The following is a 17,310-nucleotide window of genomic DNA, read 5'->3' on the forward strand; positions in this document are numbered from 1 at the left end:
GGTGTCAGCGGGCGTGGCTAATGGAATCTTGTTATGCGTTCGAATCAACACAGCCTTCAGGGCGTCATCGAACGATCAGAGGGCGGCACGGACCACCCTCATTCAGAACGTTACGCGCCGATTACAATCGGGCGTGCCAGCGGGACGGCGCCAGGTTTTGCTTGCGCAATACCGGCTTCGAACTCTGGACGGAAGTATTTGATCGCGCTGCCCAATGGCTCCACGGCGCCCGGTGCGTGCGCACAGAACGTCTTGCCTGGGCCGAGGAAACCGACCAGACCCAGCAGGGTCTCGATATCGCCGGGCTGACCTTCACCTTTCTCGATGGCCATCAAGAGCTTGACGCTCCAGGGCAAGCCATCACGGCAAGGGGTGCAGAAACCGCACGATTCGCGTGCAAAGAACTGTTCCATGTTGCGCAGCAAGGACACCATGTTGACGCTGTCGTCGACTGCCATCGCCAGGCCTGTACCCATACGGGTGCCGACTTTAGCGATGCCACCGGCGTACATTTGTGCGTCCAGGTGTTCTGGCAGCAGGAAGCCCGTACCGGCGCCGCCTGGCTGCCAGCACTTGAGCTTGAAGCCTTCGCGCATGCCGCCCGCGTAGTCTTCGAACAGCTCGCGAGCGGTCACGCCGAACGGCAGTTCCCACAGGCCAGGGTTCTTCACTTTGCCGGAGAAGCCCATCAGCTTGGTGCCGTGGTCTTCGCTGCCTTCGCGGGCGAGGGATTTGTACCAGTCAACGCCGTTGCCGATGATGGCTGGCACGTTGCACAGGGTTTCAACGTTGTTCACGCAGGTCGGTTTGCCCCACACGCCCACAGCAGCCGGGAACGGCGGCTTGGAACGCGGGTTGGCGCGACGGCCTTCGAGGGAGTTGATCAGTGCGGTTTCTTCACCGCAGATGTAACGCCCGGCGCCGGTGTGCACGAACAGTTCGAAGTCAAAGCCTGAACCGAGGATGTTCTTGCCCAGCAGGCCTGCTGCCTTGGCTTCTTCGACCGCACGACGCAGGTGCACGGCCGCGGTGGTGTATTCGCCACGCAGGAAGATATAGCCACGGTAGGTTTTCAGTGCGCGGGCACTGATCAGCATGCCTTCGATCAGCAGATGGGGCAGTTGCTCCATCAGCATGCGGTCTTTCCAGGTGTTGGGTTCCATTTCATCGGCGTTACACAGCAGGTAACGGATGTTCATGGATTCGTCTTTAGGCATCAGCCCCCACTTCACGCCCGTGGGGAAGCCCGCGCCGCCGCGACCTTTGAGGCCAGCGTCCTTGACGGTCTGGACGATGTCGTCCTGAGCCATGTCAGCGAACGCCTTGCGGGCTGCCGCGTAACCGTCTTTGGCCTGGTACTCGTCGAGCCATACCGGCTCGGCGTCGTCACGCAGACGCCAGGTCAAAGGGTGAGTTTCTGCCGAACGCGCGATGCGGTTGGCAGGGCCGAAAGAAGTCAGGGTCATGGGTAGCCCTCCAACAACGTGGCGACGCCAGCAGGCTGCACGTCACCGAATGTGTCGTCGTCGATCATCAACGCCGGCGCCTTGTCGCAGTTGCCCAGGCAGCACACTGGCAGCAGCGTGAAGCGGCCGTCCGGGGTGGTCTGGCCGAGGCCGATGCCGAGCTTGCTCTGGATTTCGCCAACCACGGACTCGTGGCCACCGATGTAGCAGACCATGCTGTCGCACACGCGAATGATGTGACGGCCAACCGGCTGGCGGAAGATCTGGCTGTAGAACGTGGCCACACCTTCAACGTCGCTGGCTGGAATGCCGAGCAGTTCGCCGATGGCGTATACCGCGCCATCCGGCACCCAGCCGCGTTCCTTCTGAACGATCTTCAGGGCTTCGATCGACGCTGCGCGTGGATCTTCGTAGTGATGCATCTCGTGCTCGATGGCCGAGCGCTCGGTTTCGCTCAGGGCGAAACGGTCTGTCTGGATAAGCGTGCTGTTCATGCTTAGCGGTCCACGTCGGCCATAACGAAATCGATACTCCCCAGGTACGCAATCAAGTCCGCGACCATTTCGCCTTTGATCACCGAAGGGATCTGCTGCAGGTGCGGGAAGCTTGGAGTGCGAATCCGGGTGCGGTAGCTCATGGTGCCGCCATCGCTCGTCAGGTAATAACTGTTGATGCCCTTGGTCGCTTCGATCATCTGGAAGGATTCGTTGGCCGGCATGACCGGGCCCCACGAAACTTGCAGGAAGTGCGTGATCAAGGTCTCGATGTGCTGCAGCGTGCGCTCTTTAGGCGGCGGCGTGGTCAGCGGGTGATCCGCCTTGTACGGGCCGGCTGGCATGTTGCGCATGCACTGCTCGATGATTTTCAGGCTCTGGCGCATTTCTTCGACGCGCACGATGCAACGATCGTAGGCGTCGCCGTTGGCCGCCAGCGGCACTTCAAATTCGAAGTTCTCGTAGCCGGAGTACGGGCGCGCTTTACGCAGGTCGAAGTCGCAACCGGTCGAACGCAGGCCAGCACCGGTGACGCCCCATTCCAGGGCTTCTTTGGTGTTGTAGGCCGCGACGCCGATGGTACGACCGCGCAAGATGCTGTTGTCCAAAGCGGCTTTCTGGTACTCGTCCAGACGCTTGGGCATCCAGTCGATGAATTCCTTGACCAGACGATCCCAGCCATTTGGCAGGTCGTGGGCAACGCCGCCGATGCGGTACCAGGCCGGGTGCAGACGGAAACCGGTGATGGCTTCGATCACTTTGTAAGCGCGCTGACGGTCGGTGAAGGTGAAGAACACCGGGGTCATGGCGCCCACGTCCTGGATGTAAGTCCCCAGGAACAGCAGGTGGCTGGTGATACGGAAGAACTCGGCCATCATGATGCGGATGGTGTCGACCCGATCTGGCACCTTGATGCCTGCGAGTTTCTCGACCGAGAGCACGTACGGCAGGTTGTTCATCACGCCGCCGAGGTAGTCGATACGGTCGGTGTACGGGATGAAACTGTGCCAGGACTGGCGCTCAGCCATTTTTTCGGCACCACGGTGGTGGTAACCGACGTCAGGCACGCAGTCGACGATTTCTTCGCCGTCCAGTTGCAGGATGATGCGGAAGGCGCCGTGAGCCGAAGGGTGGTTCGGGCCCAGGTTGAGGAACATGTAGTCCTCGTTTTCGCCGGAACGCTTCATGCCCCAGTCTTCAGGACGGAAGCGTGCGGCTTCTTCTTCCAGCTGCACTTTGGCGAGGGTCAGGCTGTACGGGTCGAACTCAGTGGCTCGCGCCGGGAAGTCCTTGCGCAGCGGGTGACCTTCCCAGGTCGGCGGCATCATGATGCGCGACAGGTGCGGGTGACCTTTGAAGTCGATCCCGAACATGTCCCAGACTTCACGCTCGTACCAGTTGGCGTTCGGCCAGATACCGGTGATGGTCGGCAGGCTGAGGTCGCTCTCGGACAAGGCAACCTTGATCATTACGTCACTATTACGCTCAAGCGACATCAGGTGGTAGAAGACCGTGAAGTCTGCACCCGATGGCAGGCCCTGACGCTTGGTACGCAGACGTTCGTCCACACCATGCAAGTCATAGAGCATGACGTAAGGTTTAGGCAGGTTGCGCAGGAAGGTCAGGACTTCAACCAGTTTTGCGCGGGTAACCCAAAGCACCGGCATGCCGGTGCGTGTGGCCTGGGCGGTGAACGCCTCAGGACCAAAACGGGTATTGAGTTCGACAACCACATCTTGGTCGTCAGCCTTGTAAGGCGGGATGTACAGAGCGGAGCCTGTAGTCATGGTTTTTTTATCGCTTTCGGTCAACGTAAAGAATGAGGCCAGTGTTTCGTTCTATAAAAGAAGCGGCGCTGGATCAGACTTCGTCGGGGCTGCGCAGGTTAGTGACCTGAATACGCTGTTCGCGGCGCTGTTCCTTTTGGGACGGCATCTCGGCGCGATAAACGCCTTGTTCGCCGACAACCCAGGAAAGTGGGCGACGCTCCTGGCCAATCGACTCTTGCAAGAGCATCAAGCCTTGCAGGAAAGCCTCTGGGCGGGGTGGGCAGCCTGGCACGTAAACGTCCACGGGCAGGAACTTGTCGACCCCTTGAACCACGGAGTAGATGTCGTACATGCCACCGGAGTTGGCGCAAGAACCCATGGAAATCACCCATTTAGGCTCAAGCATTTGCTCATAGAGACGCTGAATGATCGGCGCCATCTTGATGAAGCAGGTCCCGGCAATAACCATGAAATCCGCCTGACGCGGCGATGCCCGGATAACTTCGGCACCAAAGCGCGCGATGTCGTGGGGCGCCGTGAAGGCGGTGGTCATTTCCACGTAGCAGCACGACAGGCCGAAGTTGTACGGCCACAGGGAGTTTTTACGCCCCCAGTTGACCGTGCCGTTCAGCACGTCTTCAAGCTTGCCCATGAAAATGTTTTTGTGGACTTGATCTTCTAACGGATCGGCAACGGTTTCCCGTGTGCCGATCGGGTACTGCTCGTTAGGAGCATCCGGGTCGATCCTGGTGAGTTCGTATTGCATTGCCAAAGCCTCATTGTTTCAGCTTGGCCTGCCGCTTACGACGAGCTTCCGGTGCCCAATCAAGAGCACCCACTCGAAATAGGTAGACAAGGCCTGCCAACAGAATTGCTATGAAAACGAGAGCTTCGACGAATCCGGTCCAGCCGCTTTCGCGAACAGACACAGACCATGCAAAGAGAAAGAGGGCTTCGATATCGAAGATCACGAACAGCATCGCGACCAGATAGAATTTGGCTGAGAGCCGCAAGCGGGCGCCACCTGTAGGTAGCATGCCGGACTCGAACGGTTCGTTTTTGCTGCGCCCCCAGGCTTTTGACCCGAGAAGGCTGGAGACGCCGAGCATGAAGGCACAAAGGCCGACAACGCCGAGAAGGAAAATGGCAAAGCCCCAGTTGTGGGCTATGAGTCCTGTCGCTTCGGGCATGCTGGAAATCCTTAACAGAGAGCAAAGGTCTCTGAGCTTAAAAAGGTAATAAAGCAGTGACGATATGTCGCAGCGCTATTGATGGCCGGGATTTTATGGCTAAACACCCAGCAAGTAAATTTTCTAAGATGAATTAATTCAATCCTTTAGTGGTAGATGACTCCTTAAAGTCTACGTAAGCCATGTGATACGGGCATTACAGCGTATTTCAGGGAATATGTTTTACCGCGAAGGTAATCAACAAAAGCAACTCTAAATGATAATTAATATCGTTTAAGGGCTGCGCTGTTGTGACGCAGTACGGTTAACCCATTGAACTTGGCTTATATAAGCGCAATTGGCAAGTTTTGAACTTGGCTTTGTAACCTGCTTCACGTTTCAGTTTATGGATCTGAGTCAGGGTTTTGTTGGATTGACCTGATCCCCCTCTCTGATCTCGTAGTCGCTGCCGAGGCACGAAGGCTGCGAGCTCTTGATCGTCATGGCTGCTTATAAACAGCTCGCAGCCTTCGTGCCTCGGCAGCGACTACAAAGGTGTGCGATTTGCAGGCAAAAAAACGCCCCGAACCAGTCGGGGCGCCAATCACTGAGAAGCAGTTATCAGTGGAACTGTTCTTCTTCAGTCGAGCCGGTCAGAGCGGTGACCGAGGACGAGCCACCCTGGATCACAGTGGTCATGTCGTCGAAGTAGCCAGTGCCCACTTCCTGCTGGTGCGCCACGAAGGTGTAGCCTTTGTCGGCGTCAGCGAACTCTTGCTCTTGCAGTTTCACGTAGGCAGTCATGTCGTTGCGGGCGTAGTCGTGCGCCAGGTTGAACATGCTGTGCCACATGTTGTGAATACCGGCCAGGGTGATGAACTGGTGCTTGTAACCCATGGCCGACAGTTCGCGCTGGAACTTGGCGATGGTCGCGTCGTCCAGGTTTTTCTTCCAGTTGAAGGAAGGCGAGCAGTTGTACGACAACAGTTGGTCCGGGTATTCCTTTTTGATCGCTTCAGCAAAGCGGCGGGCTTCTTCCAGATCTGGTTTGGCGGTTTCACACCAGATCAGGTCGGCATACGGTGCGTAAGCCAGGCCGCGAGCGATAGCCTGGTCCAGGCCAGCACGCACCTTGTAGAAGCCTTCTTTAGTGCGCTCGCCCGTCACGAACGGCTGGTCGTACGGATCGCAATCCGAGGTCAGCAGGTCTGCCGCGTTAGCGTCGGTACGCGCCAAGATGATGGTCGGCGTGCCAGCAACGTCAGCCGCCAGACGTGCAGCGGTGAGTTTCTGTACGGCTTCTTGGGTAGGAACCAGAACCTTGCCGCCCATGTGGCCGCATTTTTTAACCGACGCCAGCTGGTCTTCGAAGTGAACGCCAGCGGCGCCTGCTTCGATCATGCTCTTCATCAGTTCGTAAGCGTTCAGTACGCCACCGAAACCGGCTTCTGCGTCGGCGACGATCGGTGCGAAGTAGTCGACATAACCCTGGTCGCCCGGGTTTTTACCGGCTTTCCACTGGATCTGGTCGGCGCGACGGAATGAGTTGTTGATGCGCTTGACCACGGTTGGGACCGAGTCCACCGGGTATAGCGACTGATCGGGGTACATGGATTCAGCAGAGTTGTTGTCTGCTGCCACTTGCCAACCCGACAGGTAGATAGCCTGGATGCCGGCTTTAACCTGTTGAACTGCTTGGCCCCCGGTCAGGGCGCCCATGCAGTTGACGAAATCTTTCTCAGGACGGAAGGACGGGTGTGCGCCCTGTGTCACCAGTTTCCACAGCTTGTCAGCGCCCAATTTTGCGAAGGTGTGCTCAGGTTGAACCGAGCCACGCAGGCGGACCACGTCAGCAGCGGAATAATCGCGAGTCACGCCTTTCCAGCGTGGATTTTCGGCCCAGTCTTTTTCAAGGGCTGCAATTTGCTGTTCGCGTGTCAGTGCCATGGAGATAAACCTCGTCGCATAGGTCTGGGTTGAAAAATTTTTGCTCCACCAGCACACAGCAATAATGTTTGAGTCAGTGCGTGAATGGCTGTTCGCTATAAGGCATCCAGGGCTCTTTGCAGGGGCTCTGATTAGCGGGAGCGGGGCCATCATGCCTTCGCATTTTTAAGCCGTCAAACGTTTTGTAGTGCTTTTTTCACGGCACTACATATTTGCTCTGATGCGACTCATCAGTCAGTTTTGGGCCTTTTAGTCGAGAGCGTCTACTTTGACCCGCACCGTCATGTCATCTCGGCCTTGGGTAGAGTACGTGAGGGTTGTAGCGTTTTGGCCGGCTTGATTCTGGTTGCTGATACCCGCCAGAGTGATCCACTGACCCAGTGGGCCGCTGATGCGTGTGTCGGTATTTTGCACGTTCACTACATCGGGCTGCTCTTGGCTCATGGTGTCGAGATGCGTACTGATCGCGAGGTGTACCGTTTCACCTGTAACGTTGGCCGTGACGTAAAAACCCCGAGTAACATCGCGGTAATCGGTCTGCGCCAGCACCCGTCCGTAGGCATCCGTTTGTGTGCTGGTGAGGGGTACGCTTTGGCCGATCCGGATCTGCGCGGGGACGCCTTCAGTGGCTTGAATCTGTTGAATGCCACCTTCGCGGCTGGCGGTACTGATCACGCGGGTGTCTGGATTGGAGTCGGGCAGGGCGTTGTCGCGGGTGTCGACCGTAATCAGCAAGCGCTTGGCGGGTGTGTCGAGTTGTGCCAGCAGATTTTCGAGATTTTGAATTTTCGAGGGGGCTGCTTCGACAATCAGCTGATTGCCGTAGGCACTGACTTTGCCGTTTTTACCGATAAAGTTCTGCGCTATCGGCAGCAAATCGGCGCTGGTACGGTTTTGCAGAGTGATGACCTTGGTGTCAGCTAGTGCGCTAATGCTGAAGACCATTAGCAGGCTAGCGATGAGGGTGCGTAGGGACATGTCCGTTATCTCCGCAATACGTGAAAAATGCCTGCGGAGTGTGGCAGATAGCAAAACGCCCTGCGATCCGAAGATGGCAGGGCGTTTTGTGACGTGCCTTTGTAGCCGCTGCCGGAGGCTGCGATGGGTTGCGAAGCGACCCTTGATGAAGGTCCTTCGGCCCTTATCGCAACCTGCGGCAGCGGCTACAGGGTGGCGATCAGCTGGTGCGCTCCATATCAACGTGTGGAATGCCTGCTTCCAGGAATTCATCGCTGACGATTTTGAAGCTCAGGCGCTCATAGAACGGCGTGGCGTGCACTTGTGCGCTGAGCTTTTGTTGTTTGAGGCCGCGCTTTTCAGCTTCGCTGATAGCGGCCTGCATCAAGGCGTCACCGACTTTCAGGCCGCGCCAGTCTTTGAGGACCGACACTCGCCCGATATGGCCATCCGGCAGCAGCCGGGCGGTACCAATCGGAAAGTCGCCTTCATAGGCCAGAAAATGCACGGCATCGGCATCGTCTGCATCCCACTCCAGTTCTGGAGGTACCGATTGTTCGGCAATAAACACCGCCTCACGAATGCGTCGAAGTTCGGCGTTGTCCTTATGCCAGTCGGCGACACGTACGTGGATGCTATTCATCGGCAAACCCCAGGCTTCCTTGTTTAACCAGCTCGCAGAGCAGGTTGCTTGCGTCTTCATCGGCCAGCCATGGGCCGAGGTTTTCACTGTGCAGCGCATCGGCGGCACAAATCATTTTCAACAGTTCGCGCAGTTTACCCGGTAACAGGCGGCTTTGGCCGCTGGCGAACAACAGCAGGTCATCGTCCACTTCAGACCAGGCCAGGCGTGCGCTCGGGTTGCGGATCAGGATAGCGCCCTGTTCCAGGCTGTCGATCAGCTCTGGTTCTTCGAGTTCTGGGCCAACCACGAGTTCCGGGTAGCGCGGCTCGGTCATGAACTGGCCGAACCAGGTCAGCAGCATGCGCTCGTCGCTCATGTGTTCGGTCAGCAGGCTTTTGAGGCGGCCCAGTGCGTCGTGCTGGATCTGGTGTGGATCGCTCACCGGTTGTGCGTCGGCATCGGTGTAGCGCTCTTCATCCGACAGGTACTGGCTCAGGAAGTCGGTGAAGTGGGTCAGCACTTCTGCTGCGCTCGGGGCGCGGAAGCCCACCGAGTAGGTCAGGCAGTCATCGACTGCCACACCGCAGTGCGCCAGGCGTGGCGGCAGATACAGCATGTCGCCCGGTTCCAGGGTCCACTCATCGGTGGCTTCGAAGTCGGCCAGAATGCGCAGGTCGGCATGTTCCAGCAGCTTGCTGTCGGCATCGCACATCTGACCGATCTGCCAGTGGCGCTTGCCGTGGCCTTGCAGCAGGAATACGTCGTAGTTGTCGAAGTGCGGGCCTACGCTGCCGCCGGGAGCTGCGTAGCTGATCATCACGTCGTCAATGCGCCAGCTTGGCAGAAAGCGGAAGTTTTCCAGCAATTCGCCGACTTCAGGCACGAATTGATCAACCGCTTGCACCAGCAGGGTCCACTCGCGCTCTGGCAGCTTGCCGAATTCGTCTTCAGCGAACGGGCCGCGGCGCAATTCCCATGGGCGCTCGCCGTGCTCGATGATCAGGCGCGATTCGACTTCTTCTTCCAGCGCCAGACCGGCCAGTTCGTCGGCGTCGATCGGGCTTTCGAAGTCAGGAATGGCCTGGCGGATCAGCAGCGGTTTTTTCTGCCAGTAGTCGCGCATGAACTCGCGCGCCGTGATGCCGCCCAGAAGTTGAAGAGGAGTATCAGGATTCATGTGTAACCTATTGAAAAAATGCGCTTTGTAATCGGGAATAAAAACGCCCGGCACGGCCGGGCGTTAATAGGTCGTTGCAGCGATCAGATGCGTTTGGCTTGCTCGACCGCGTTGCCAATGTAATTGGCAGGCGTCAGCAGCTTCAGCTCGGCTTTGGCCGCTTCCGGCATTTCAAGGCCGTCGATGAACGTTTGCAGTGCTTCAGGGCTGATGCCCTTGCCGCGCGTCAGCTCTTTGAGCTTCTCGTACGGGTTTTCAATGTTGTAGCGGCGCATCACGGTCTGGATCGGCTCGGCCAGTACTTCCCAGCAAGCGTCCAGGTCAGCAGCGATTTTTTGAGCATTGAGCTCAAGCTTGCTGATGCCTTTGAGGCTGGCTTCGTAGGCGATCACGCTGTGGGCAAAGCCGACACCGAGGTTGCGCAGTACGGTGGAGTCGGTCAGGTCGCGCTGCCAGCGGGAAATTGGCAATTTGCTGGCCAGGTGCTGGAACAGCGCGTTGGCGATACCCAGGTTGCCTTCGGAGTTTTCGAAGTCGATTGGGTTGACCTTGTGCGGCATGGTCGAGGAGCCGATTTCGCCAGCGATGGTGCGCTGCTTGAAGTAGCCCAGCGAGATGTAGCCCCAGATGTCGCGATCGAAATCGATCAGGATGGTGTTGAAGCGCGCGATGGCGTCGAACAGCTCGGCGATGTAGTCGTGCGGCTCGATCTGCGTGGTGTACGGGTTGAAGCCCAGGCCCAGTTCGTCTTCGATGAAGGCGCGGGCGTTGGCTTCCCAGTCGATCTGCGGGTAGGCCGACAGGTGGGCGTTGTAGTTGCCTACGGCGCCGTTGATTTTGCCCAGCAGCGGAACAGCGGCCACTTGAGCGATTTGACGCTCCAGGCGGTAAACCACGTTGGCCAGTTCTTTGCCCAAGGTGGTAGGCGAAGCCGGTTGACCGTGGGTGCGCGACAGCATCGGCACGTCAGCGAAGCGGATTGCCAGCTCACGGATGGCTTCGGCCGTTTGGCGCATCAGCGGCAGCATCACGTCATCGCGGCCTTCACGCAGCATCAGGGCGTGGGACAGGTTGTTGATGTCCTCGCTGGTGCACGCAAAGTGGATGAACTCACTGACGTTGGCCAGTTCAGGCAGCTTGGCAGCCTGTTCTTTGAGCAGGTACTCAATGGCTTTTACGTCGTGGTTAGTGGTGCGCTCGATCTCTTTGACGCGCTCGGCGTGCTCCAGAGAGAAGTTTTCGGCCAGTTCATTCAGAACGGCGTTTGCCTCGGCGGAGAAAGCCGGGACTTCAGGGATGGCAGCGTGAGCGGCCAAACGCTGGAGCCAGCGAACTTCAACCAGAACGCGGGCACGGATCAGGCCGTACTCGCTGAAAATTGGGCGCAGGGCCTGGGTTTTGCCGGCGTAGCGGCCGTCAACAGGGGAAACCGCAGTGAGCGAAGAAAGCTGCATGGGGTGTTCTCGGACAGTCGGGCAACGAAATGGGGCGCGTATCATACATGAAAAAAACGGCCGATCCGTTGCCAACTGACCGGCGTCTTACGCGTAACGAACTTACAACGTGTGTGTACTTAAGTGTTTCAGTTGCCGCGCATCATCGGATAAAGCTCTTTGAGCAGCTTGCGGCGGCTGAAGACCAGTTGCCAGCGATGCCCGCCCAATTGGCGCCAGAGTCGCGCGGAGCGGATGCCGGCCAGCAGCAGGGCACGAATTTTTGCAGCATTGTTCGGTTGTTGCAGGTTGCGCATGTCGCCATGCACCTGAATGCGTTGGCGCAGGGTGCTCAGGGTGTCCTGATACAGCCCGCCGCATGCCGCCACCACGTTTTCATGGGCGGGGCCAAAATGCTCAACCTGTGACTGGATCTGTGGCAGGCGTTTGCCGATCAGCTCAAGCATGTCGTTGCGCTTGGCCAATTGACGCTCAAGGCCCAACATCGACAGCGCATAGCGCAGCGGCTCGCGTTGCAGGGTGTTGGGGTCGCGCTCGAGCGCGCCAATCAGGGCACGATAGCCTTCGCGCAAGTTGATGTCGTCGCCACCATAGACTTCGAGTGTGTCCTTGGGGTCACGCACCAACAAGCTGCCGAGCATGCAGGCCAGATCGGCCTCGCTGATCTGGCCAGTCTTGGCGATCTTGTCGACCAGCACGGCGGCGAAAAACACGCCGCCAAGAGCTATCAGTTGCTCCTGAGTGGGGTTCATGCGTGCTGGCCCTTGCTGGTCCATGGCTCGGCCACTTCGATAACGCCGCCGCCCAGGCAGATTTCACCGTCGTAGAACACCACGGACTGGCCTGGTGTCACGGCGCGCTGCGGGTCGTCGAAAGTCGCGCGGTAGCCGGTAGCGGTTTTTTCAAGGGTGCACGGCTGGTCGCTTTGGCGATACCGGACCTTGGCTGTCAGGCGCAATGGCGTGCTCAGGTCGATCGGGTTGACCCAGTAGATCTCGGAGGCGAGCAGGGCGCGTGAAAACAGCCATGGGTGATCGTTGCCTTGGCCAACGATCAGCTCGTTGTGTTCCAGGTCTTTGATCAGTACGTACCACGGTTCGTCGCTGGCGTCTTTCAGGCCGCCAATGCCCAGGCCCTGGCGTTGACCGATGGTGTGGTACATCAGGCCGTGGTGACGGCCAATGACTTCACCTTCGGTGGTTTTGATTTCGCCCGGCTGTGCAGGCAGGTACTGCTTGAGAAAGTCGCTGAAGCGGCGTTCGCCAATAAAGCAGATACCGGTGGAGTCTTTCTTCTTGGCGGTGGCCAGGCCATGTTTTTCAGCGATGCGGCGCACTTCTGGTTTTTCCAGTTCGCCAACCGGGAACAAGGTCTTGGCGATCTGTTCGCCGCCAACGGCGTGCAGGAAGTAGCTTTGGTCTTTGTTTGGGTCAAGGCCCTTGAGCAGCTCTGTGCGGCCGTCAATGTCGCGACGGCGCACGTAGTGGCCGGTAGCGATCAGGTCTGCGCCCAGCATCAGGGCGTAGTCGAGGAACGCCTTGAACTTGATTTCGCGGTTGCACAGGATGTCCGGGTTGGGCGTGCGCCCGGCCTTGTATTCAGCCAGGAAGTGCTCAAACACGTTGTCCCAGTATTCGGCGGCAAAGTTGGCGGTATGCAGCTTGATGCCAATTTTGTCGCACACGGCCTGGGCGTCTGCCAGATCATCCATGGCGGTGCAGTAATCCGTTCCGTCGTCCTCCTCCCAGTTCTTCATGAACAGGCCTTCCACCTGGTAGCCCTGCTCCATGAGCAGAACGGCGGAAACGGAAGAGTCAACACCACCGGACATGCCGACGATGACGCGCTGTTTTTCGGGGGCGACTAAGGCTGGATCACGCATAAGGTTTCAATGAGTGTCTTGAAAAAGGACGCGATTCTAGCAGGCCCGAGCGCTCAAGGCTAAACCGAAGGGCGGATTAACGTGAGGTCGAACAATTTGCCGGTCAGATAATCGTCAATGCAGTGCAGGCTCAACTCGCTGCGCCAGCGATGGCGTTGCGCTATTAGTTCGTCGCGGGTCAGCCACAGCGGGCCGATGATGCCGGTGTCCAGGGTGTATTCAGGGTGATGCTTAATGGCTTTGCCAGCGAAGCACACGCGCTGATAGGTCACGCCATTGCTGGGGGCGGTGTACAAATAAATACCGATGACGCCGCTCAGCTCGACGTCGTAGCCGGTTTCTTCGAGGGTTTCGCGAATGGCGGCTTCGATCAGGGTTTCATTCGGGTCCAGATGCCCGGCGGGCTGATTGAGCACGGCGCGTTCGCCGCTGTACTCCTCAACCATCAAGAAGCGGCCGTTGTCTTCGACGACCGTGGCGACGGTGATGTGGGGTTTCCATTCCATGTGAGGGTCTCGGTTTATTGGTGGATGCATATCCCCTGTGGGAGCGGGCTTGCTCGCGATGCAGGCGCTTCAGTCTGTGCTTTTTACGCGGTGATGCTATCGCGAGCAAGCCCGCTCCCACAGGGTTTGTATGGCCCGTAAAACCACAAACCCCGGCGTCGTGGGCCGGGGTTTGTGGTGTTACGTGTTGCTCTTACACAGACGCGATGATCGCGTTCAGTGTTGCGCTAGGGCGCATGACGGTGCTCACCTTGTCGGCATCTGCGTGGTAGTAACCACCGATGTCGACAGGCTTGCCCTGCACGGCGTTGAGTTCGGCAACAATTTTTGCCTCGTTCTCGGCCATGGCTTTTGCCACTGGGGCAAATTGGGCTTGCAGCTCTTTGTCTTCAGTCTGGGCAGCCAGGGCTTGAGCCCAGTACAGCGCCAGGTAGAAGTGGCTACCGCGGTTGTCGATATTGCCGACTTTGCGCGATGGCGATTTGTTGTTGTCCAGGAACTGGCCAGTGGCCTGGTCCAGAGTCTTGGCCAATACCAACGCTTTCGGGTTGTTGTAGGTCGTGCCCAGGTGCTCCAGGGAAGCAGCCAGAGCCAAGAACTCACCCAGCGAGTCCCAACGCAGGAAGTTTTCTTCCAGCAGCTGTTGAACGTGCTTCGGAGCCGAACCGCCTGCGCCTGTTTCGAACAGACCGCCGCCATTCATCAGCGGTACGATCGACAGCATTTTGGCGCTGGTGCCCAGTTCCATGATCGGGAACAGGTCAGTCAGGTAGTCACGCAGTACGTTGCCGGTCACCGAGATGGTGTCCTGGCCTGCACGGGTGCGCTCCAGCGTGAACTTCATGGCCTCAACCGGCGACATGATGCGAATGTCCAGGCCGCTGGTGTCGTGATCCTTCAGGTAGGTCTGAACTTTCTCGATCATCAGTGCGTCGTGGCTACGCTGTGGGTCCAGCCAGAACACGGCCGGGGTGTTGCTGGCGCGCGCGCGGTTAACGGCCAGTTTGACCCAGTCGCGGATCGGTGCATCTTTGGCCTGGCACATGCGCCAGATGTCGCCTTCTTCAACCTTCTGTTCCATCAGCACGTTGCCGTTGCTGTCGGTAACCCGAACAACGCCAGGTGTTTTGATCTGGAAGGTTTTGTCGTGAGAGCCGTACTCTTCGGCCTTTTGCGCCATCAGGCCAACGTTTGGCACGCTGCCCATTGTGGTTGGATCGAAAGCGCCGTGCTTTTTGCAGTCTTCGATCGTGGCTTGGTAGATGGTTGCGTAGCAGCGATCCGGGATCACAGCCTTGGTGTCGTGCAGTTGGCCGTCAGTGCCCCACATTTTGCCGGAGTCACGGATCATTGCAGGCATCGAGGCGTCGACGATAACGTCGCTTGGCACGTGCAGGTTGGTGATGCCTTTGTCGGAGTTCACCATCGCCAGTGCAGGGCGATCGGCGTAAACAGCCTGGATGTCAGCTTCGATTTCAGCTTGTTTCTCAGCTGGCAAGGCCTTGATACGGGCGTAGAGGTCGCCAATACCGTTGTTCAGGTTGAAGCCGATTTCTTTCAGGACGTCAGCGTGTTTTTCCAGCGCATCCTTGTAGAACTCAGCCACGATCTGACCAAACATGATCGGGTCGGAAACCTTCATCATGGTGGCTTTCAAGTGAACCGAGAACAGCACGCCTTGTTTCTTGGCGTCTTCGATTTCGGCCGCTACGAACTGGCGCAGGGCATTTTTGCTCATCACGGAGCAATCGATGATCTCACCGGCTTGCACGGTGGTTTTCTCTTTCAGGACGGTGGTGGTGCCGTCTTGAGCGATCAATTCGATTTTAACGCTGGCCGGGGCTTCGATCAGGGCTGCTTTTTCGCTGCCGTAGAAATCGCCTTCGCTCATGTGGGCAACGTGAGACTTGGAGTCTGCGGCCCAGGCGCCCATTTTGTGCGGGTGCTTGCGAGCGTAGTTTTTAACCGACAGCGGTGCGCGACGGTCAGAGTTGCCTTCGCGCAGTACCGGGTTCACGGCGCTGCCCATCACTTTGCTGTAACGCGCCTTGGTTTCTTTTTCGGCGTCAGTGGTGACAGTTTCCGGGTAGTCCGGAATGTTGAAGCCTTGCGCTTGCAGTTCTTTGATCGCGGCCTGCAATTGCGGGACCGAGGCGCTGATGTTAGGCAGCTTGATGATGTTGGCTTCAGGGGTAACGGCCAGGGCGCCCAGTTCGGCGAGGTGGTCTGCTACAGCCTTGTCACCCAATTGCTCGGGGAAGCTTGCGAGGATGCGGCCTGCCAGAGAGATGTCGCGCGTCTCGACGGCGATATCAGCGCTGGCGGTGAAGGCCTCGATGATAGGCAGCAGTGAATAGGTGGCGAGCGCCGGAGCTTCGTCGGTGAAGGTATAGATGATCTTCGAACGGTTGGGCATTTCGGATTAACTCTCTTCTTTGCTGAGCGTGCTCAGATACTCGAGATGCGCAGGGTAGGCGCTTTCGTTCACAGTGAACAATGAGCCGAAAGTCGAGGTTCTTCGCGGTGATGTGAATGCATCAGTAGAGCGTCAAGCGGTCGAGCCGGGGTAACGGCTCAGCCTTTCTAGGCCTGAAAGACTCATTCCAGTAGGTGTTTCTGGGTGACTCCATGGTCACCGGCGCAGTATACATAGGTCACTAAGGTTGCTGCGAGGGGGGCGGCGTATCACAAATCATCCATTGGTCTAAGAGCCTGCGTCAAAATGCCCTGATTGTTGGCGTTTTACCCCGTGTTTGCGGGGTTGCCAAGGTGGTTTTAGGGGCTGTCGTGGGATGTTTGGAACATTCTGCCAGCAGGCTATTTAACGGAGCTGCGCTCGGGGTCGCATGATGTTCTACCCATAATTGGAGTTCAGCTGGGGTTCGAGAAGATCAAGGCAGACCACACGCTGTGGAATAAAAACGGCCGATTCATAAATGTGAGTCGGCCGTATTTTTGCAACTGGTTTTTTGCTTTGCAGGTTCAGACCGAGAGGCTGTTGACCTCTGGAGCAGGCACCGATTTCAGGGTTTGCACCTTTGCATCGGTAATCGCGACGGCATGCAGGCCTTTAGGGCCTTGGGTAATTTCGAAGCTCACAGGCTGGCCCGCTTTCAGGGTTTTGTAACCATCCATCTGAATAGCTGAAAAGTGGGCGAAGAAGTCGATTGGATGTCCCTGCTCGTCGATGCCTTCCTTGGCTTCCGTATTGATAAAGCCGAAGCCTTTGGTGTTATTGAACCATTTGACCTTGCCTTGCATACTCATCTCCCTCTGCTGCAAACAACTCCATCACTGGAGTATCATCCAGTTCACTCGCACAGAAACCACTAAATATGGTTGACTGCACGGACCTTTATTCCCCACTGTGGGTTCTATTGGTTGTAACACCGTTTTACCGATAGTCAAGGTCACGCGGCGGCACAGTTGAAATTTGACATGCCTGCCTCCATCACTGTAATCGCTCAATGACGAACCTTTCTTTCCATGCATGCAATCAGCCAGATTCGACTAACATTCAATCAGGATCAGCCCGGTTTTGATGACGAAGACTCCGCTGGCTTGGCTGTGCAAGAGGCTAAGCCTGCGCTTCAGGCGCCGCCGATGTACAAGGTGGTTTTGTTCAACGATGACTACACACCCATGGATTTCGTTGTCGAAGTGCTTGAGGTGTTTTTTAACTTGAATCGCGAATTGGCGACCAAGGTCATGCTGGCCGTCCATACAGAAGGACGGGCCGTATGCGGCATTTTTACCCGCGATATAGCCGAGACCAAGGCCGCGCAGGTAAACCAGTACGCACGCGAAAGCCAGCATCCGCTACTCTGTGAAATCGAGAAGGACGGTTAACGCCGACCACTTGGG

The 17,310-nt window shown here is 57.5% G+C and carries 16 protein-coding genes; 1 reads left to right on the top strand and 15 read right to left on the bottom strand.

Features of this window, described 5'->3' with window-relative positions; all coding sequences use genetic code 11:
* Positions 1-110 precede the first annotated feature (110 nt).
* The 15 genes from nuoF to RHM56_RS05930 all read right to left on the bottom strand — a co-directional run bounded on the left by nuoF (position 111) and on the right by RHM56_RS05930 (position 16,707).
* A complete protein-coding gene (nuoF, locus tag RHM56_RS05860) occupies positions 111-1,466 on the bottom strand; it encodes an NADH-quinone oxidoreductase subunit NuoF (RefSeq protein WP_322239481.1) in 1,356 nt (451 codons plus the stop codon).
* Positions 1,463-1,960, bottom strand: a complete 498-nt coding sequence (nuoE, locus tag RHM56_RS05865) for an NADH-quinone oxidoreductase subunit NuoE (protein ID WP_048368551.1) — start codon at positions 1,958-1,960, stop codon at positions 1,463-1,465. Before nuoE ends, nuoF begins: the two co-directional genes overlap by 4 nt.
* A 2-nt stretch (positions 1,961-1,962) precedes the next feature.
* Positions 1,963-3,747, bottom strand: a complete 1,785-nt coding sequence (gene nuoC / locus RHM56_RS05870) for an NADH-quinone oxidoreductase subunit C/D (RefSeq protein ID WP_322239483.1) — start codon at positions 3,745-3,747, stop codon at positions 1,963-1,965.
* A gap of 73 nt (positions 3,748-3,820) precedes the next feature.
* Entirely contained in the window at positions 3,821-4,495 is a 675-nt protein-coding gene (locus RHM56_RS05875) for a NuoB/complex I 20 kDa subunit family protein (protein ID WP_016780200.1), read from the bottom strand.
* A gap of 10 nt (positions 4,496-4,505) precedes the next feature.
* Positions 4,506-4,919, bottom strand: a complete 414-nt coding sequence (locus tag RHM56_RS05880; RefSeq protein WP_003446990.1) for an NADH-quinone oxidoreductase subunit A — start codon at positions 4,917-4,919, stop codon at positions 4,506-4,508.
* 600 nt (positions 4,920-5,519) lie between these two features.
* Entirely contained in the window at positions 5,520-6,845 is a 1,326-nt protein-coding gene (gene aceA, locus RHM56_RS05885; protein WP_322239485.1) for an isocitrate lyase, read from the bottom strand.
* A 249-nt stretch (positions 6,846-7,094) separates the two neighbouring features.
* On the bottom strand, positions 7,095-7,823 hold the full coding sequence (locus RHM56_RS05890; RefSeq protein ID WP_322239487.1) for a secretin N-terminal domain-containing protein: 729 nt from the start codon (positions 7,821-7,823) through the stop codon (positions 7,095-7,097).
* 199 nt (positions 7,824-8,022) lie between these two features.
* The gene (locus RHM56_RS05895; RefSeq protein ID WP_322239489.1) at positions 8,023-8,445 is read right to left on the bottom strand and encodes a GNAT family N-acetyltransferase; all 423 of its coding nucleotides are present in this window, start codon (positions 8,443-8,445) and stop codon (positions 8,023-8,025) included.
* Positions 8,438-9,604 carry a cupin domain-containing protein gene (locus tag RHM56_RS05900; protein WP_322239491.1) on the bottom strand — a complete coding sequence of 389 codons (1,167 nt, stop codon included), beginning with the start codon at positions 9,602-9,604 and terminating at the stop codon, positions 8,438-8,440. The genes RHM56_RS05895 and RHM56_RS05900 overlap by 8 nt, the downstream gene beginning before the upstream one ends.
* An 83-nt stretch (positions 9,605-9,687) precedes the next feature.
* Positions 9,688-11,058 (bottom strand): adenylosuccinate lyase, encoded by a 1,371-nt coding sequence (gene purB / locus RHM56_RS05905; protein WP_048382493.1) that lies wholly within the window; start codon positions 11,056-11,058, stop codon positions 9,688-9,690.
* A gap of 128 nt (positions 11,059-11,186) precedes the next feature.
* Positions 11,187-11,810 carry a high frequency lysogenization protein HflD gene (gene hflD / locus RHM56_RS05910; RefSeq protein WP_322239494.1) on the bottom strand — a complete coding sequence of 208 codons (624 nt, stop codon included), beginning with the start codon at positions 11,808-11,810 and terminating at the stop codon, positions 11,187-11,189.
* Complete coding sequence (gene mnmA, locus RHM56_RS05915; protein WP_322239496.1) at positions 11,807-12,940, bottom strand: tRNA 2-thiouridine(34) synthase MnmA; 1,134 nt, start codon at positions 12,938-12,940, stop codon at positions 11,807-11,809. The genes hflD and mnmA overlap by 4 nt, the downstream gene beginning before the upstream one ends.
* A 59-nt stretch (positions 12,941-12,999) precedes the next feature.
* Positions 13,000-13,446 (bottom strand): NUDIX hydrolase, encoded by a 447-nt coding sequence (locus RHM56_RS05920; RefSeq protein ID WP_322239498.1) that lies wholly within the window; start codon positions 13,444-13,446, stop codon positions 13,000-13,002.
* Positions 13,447-13,639: 193 nt separating this feature from the next.
* On the bottom strand, positions 13,640-15,862 hold the full coding sequence (locus RHM56_RS05925; protein ID WP_322239500.1) for an NADP-dependent isocitrate dehydrogenase: 2,223 nt from the start codon (positions 15,860-15,862) through the stop codon (positions 13,640-13,642).
* Between the two features lie 566 nt (positions 15,863-16,428).
* Entirely contained in the window at positions 16,429-16,707 is a 279-nt protein-coding gene (locus tag RHM56_RS05930; RefSeq protein WP_322241712.1) for a cold shock domain-containing protein, read from the bottom strand.
* A gap of 225 nt (positions 16,708-16,932) precedes the next feature.
* Between RHM56_RS05930 and clpS the strand changes: the two genes are divergently transcribed.
* The gene (gene clpS, locus RHM56_RS05935; protein WP_019412085.1) at positions 16,933-17,295 is read left to right on the top strand and encodes an ATP-dependent Clp protease adapter ClpS; all 363 of its coding nucleotides are present in this window, start codon (positions 16,933-16,935) and stop codon (positions 17,293-17,295) included.
* Positions 17,296-17,310 lie beyond the last annotated feature (15 nt).

It is taken from the genome of Pseudomonas sp. CCC3.1 (genome assembly GCF_034347405.1).
In the GTDB taxonomy this organism is placed as follows: domain Bacteria; phylum Pseudomonadota; class Gammaproteobacteria; order Pseudomonadales; family Pseudomonadaceae; genus Aquipseudomonas.